Source organism: Gemmatimonadota bacterium (assembly GCA_026706345.1).
In the GTDB taxonomy this organism is placed as follows: domain Bacteria; phylum JAAXHH01; class JAAXHH01; order JAAXHH01; family JAAXHH01; genus JAAXHH01.
The window spans coordinates 1-3,190 of the sequence record JAPOYX010000220.1 but is presented as its reverse complement, the minus strand read 5'-3'; the positions used below and the strand labels follow the sequence as shown (position 1 = coordinate 3,190).

Below are 3,190 nucleotides of genomic sequence, written 5' to 3'. Positions count from 1 at the left end.
GATTACAACAACGTCGGCAACGCGTCGTCGATCGTCTACCAACCGGGCGCCATGCGGTTCCGGGCGGTTCCGGTGCTGACGAATACCACTCCGAAAGGCGCACAGCGCGGCCCCGGCGAGAACCAGGCAGCCAACATGGTGGAGCCCCTGTTCGACAAGGCGGCGGGGATGCTCGGCATCGACCGGCTGGCAATCCGGCACATCAACGCACCGGGTGACGGGGGTGCGGACGCGACCATCGGACCGAAACAGGGTCCGGTGACGTCCGCCTACCTGAAAGAAGCCCTCGACAAGGGTGCCGAGGCCTTCAAGTGGGCCGAGCGTTCCGCGAACTCGGGGATGCGTTCGGGTTCGAGAGTACGGGGCTACGGTATCGGCCAGGCTTACCATTCGGCGGGCTCGAACGGTTTCGACGGGCTGATGAGGATTACGCCAGACGGCATCCTTCATGTCCATTCCGGTGTCGGCAACCTTGGAACCTATTCCTATGCGTCGACAAGCCGGGTGGTGGCCGAAGCGCTCGGGTACGACTGGGATCGCGTGGTGATCGAAAGGGGCGGGACCCGGAAGCACATTCCCTGGAACCTGGGTCAGTTCGGATCCAACACCAATTTCACCATGACGCGCTCGAACTACGTCGCAGCCATGGACGCGGCCACGAAACTGAAGGAAATCGCGGCTGCCGATCTTGGTGGATCGCCTGACGACTACAAGCTCGAAAACGAGCATGTGGTCAAGATATCCGATGCGTCCGTGGGGCTCAGCTTCGCTGAAGCGGCTCAGAGTGCCATCGACATGGGCGGCAAGTACGCCGGTCACGTGTTGCCCGAGGACATCCACGACATGACCCGGACATCCGCGATGGCAATCGCCGGATCCGGGCTGATCGGTGTCGCCAAGGACAACCTCCCGAAAGAAGGCACGGTTCCCGCACTCGCGGTGGGGTTCATCGAGGTGGACGTCGACGTGGAAACCGGGAAGGTCGAGATCCTGGACTACATCGGCGTTGCCGACTGTGGCACGGTGATCCATCCGACCGGTCTTGCGGCGCAGGTTAGCGGTGGTGCGGTGATGGGGTTCGGTTTGGCGACAACGGAGCGCCACATCTACGATCCCGCCTATGCCCGGCCGAATGCGAGGTCGTTCTATCTTTCGAAACCCCCGACGATTCTGGATGTCCCGGTCAAGATGGACTGGGCGGCCGTTGACCAACCGGATCCCCAGAATCCCATGGGAATGAAAGGAATCGGCGAACCCTTGCAAGGCGCGGCCTCGGCGGCCCTGATCAACGCCATTTCGGACGCACTGGGCGGACACCTTTTCAACCGGACCCCGGTTACCACCGACATGGTCCTGAACGCGGCTGAAGGACGTCCACAATCCCACAAACCGCTCGCCACCAACACGGTGTGACGGGCCCGGGAGGAAACGAACATGACTGACGTAATGCACAACTTCGAGCTCTACCAGCCTGCCAGCGTGGCGGACGCGCAGGGCATATTGGAGGAGCAGGACGACACCTGGATCATCGCGGGCGGCAAGGACAGCCTTGGTTGGTTCAAGGATCGGGTCCTGCAGCCTTCGGCACTCGTGGACATCGCCGGCATCGAGGAGTTGCACGGAATCCGGGAAGAGGACGGAGGTGGATTGTGGATCGGAGCCATGACCACGCTGACCGACGTCGTGGGAAACGCGGCGGTCAGGAGCCGCTTCCCGTCCCTTGCCGACGCTGCGGCGCATGTGGCTTCACCGCAAATCCGGAACGTCGGAACAATCGGCGGCAATGTCATGCAGGATACCCGTTGCGGGTATTATCGTGATGGATTTCCGTGCTACCGCGCTGGCGGCAACACCTGTTACGCGAACACGCCCACGGCGATGAACCGCGAACATGCCTTGTTTGAAGCCAGCCGCTGCGTTGCGGTTACACCGTCCGACACGGCCCCGGCATTGGCTGCCCTCGAGGCAACCTTCGTGATCCAGGGTCGGAAGGAACAGCGGGAGGTCTCTGCCGATGAGTTCTTCATCGGACCGGAAATCGACATCACCCGCATGACCTCGCTCGAAAAAGGTGAGATCTTGCTGGGAATCCGCGTTCCCGGGAAATGGGCTGGTTCGAAACAGTACTTCGAAAAGGTGTCCGACCGAAACGTCTGGGACTTTGCGCTGGTGAACATTGCGATGGCGGCACGAATGGACGGCGGAACGATCGCCGATGCCTCGATGGTCTGTGGCGCAGTGCAGTGTACGCCAAGGCGCCTCGGTGAGGTCGAGGACCTGATCCGAGGTGAGTCGCCCGGAGGCGACCTCGAAGCACTGGTGAAACGCGTGGCCGCAAGCGGCGCGCAACCGCTGAACTTCAACCATTTCAAGATCCCGATGATGCAGAACCTCGCGGCGCGTGCGGTTCGCTCACTTGGCTGACGCATGGAGGTGCTGCGCTACTCGCAGGATGTCTTCGGACAGAAGATGCTTGTGGGAATGAACTGGGAGTTCCTTTGGGTACCGGTCGCCGCGGCGGCCGCGGCCATTCTCCTGCATCTTCTTTTCCGGGCTCTACGCCAGCCGGGCTAGTCACCAGGCCCGGCAGGCAGGTTTGTGAAATAGCACACCGTATGGCGGATGAAAGATCTGGCGGAAGTGCCCGGCACGCAGGTGTCAGGCACCGGCTTCCGGACCGTTTGTTTCATTGGGTCATGGCATTTTCGGTGATCGTGCTCGGTGTCACCGCATTCCTTCCGATTATCGGGATCCGATTCGAATGGGTTCCCATGCACTGGATGGCAGGGGTCGTCCTGACGCTCGCGGTGCTGTTTCACCTCTACAGGGTTTTTTTCGTTCACGGACTGGGCAACATGATGCCCGGTACCGATGATGTCCGCGAGATCGGGCGGGATCTTCGCGGGAGAGACCAGTCCGGGCTGTCCGAAGCGAAGTTCGACGCACTTCAAAAGGGATATCACGCCGCGGCATCGGTAACGGTCCTGGTGGCGGTTGCGACCGGACTGCTCATGCTGGCAAAGATCGACACGACATTCTGGCGTCGCGATCCATCGATTCTTTCCGACCAGGCATGGGGCATCGTGTACGTCCTCCACGGGGCTTCGGCGATGTTGCTCCTTTTCCTTTTCATTATCCATGTTTACTTCGCGTTCGGACCAGAGTACCGCGCATACCTGCTTTCCATTCT

Annotated in this window: 3 protein-coding genes; all 3 read left to right on the top strand. The window is 61.1% G+C overall.

The features are described from left to right. A partial coding sequence (locus tag OXG98_15720; protein MCY3773454.1) for a molybdopterin-dependent oxidoreductase occupies positions 1-1,413 on the top strand: 1,413 nt, incomplete at its 5' end. 21 nt (positions 1,414-1,434) lie between these two features. Beyond that, positions 1,435-2,424 carry a xanthine dehydrogenase family protein subunit M gene (locus OXG98_15715; GenBank protein ID MCY3773453.1) on the top strand — a complete coding sequence of 330 codons (990 nt, stop codon included), beginning with the start codon at positions 1,435-1,437 and terminating at the stop codon, positions 2,422-2,424. A 290-nt stretch (positions 2,425-2,714) separates the two neighbouring features. Continuing rightward, on the top strand, positions 2,715-3,190 hold a 476-nt coding region (locus OXG98_15710; protein MCY3773452.1), incomplete at its 3' end, for a cytochrome b/b6 domain-containing protein.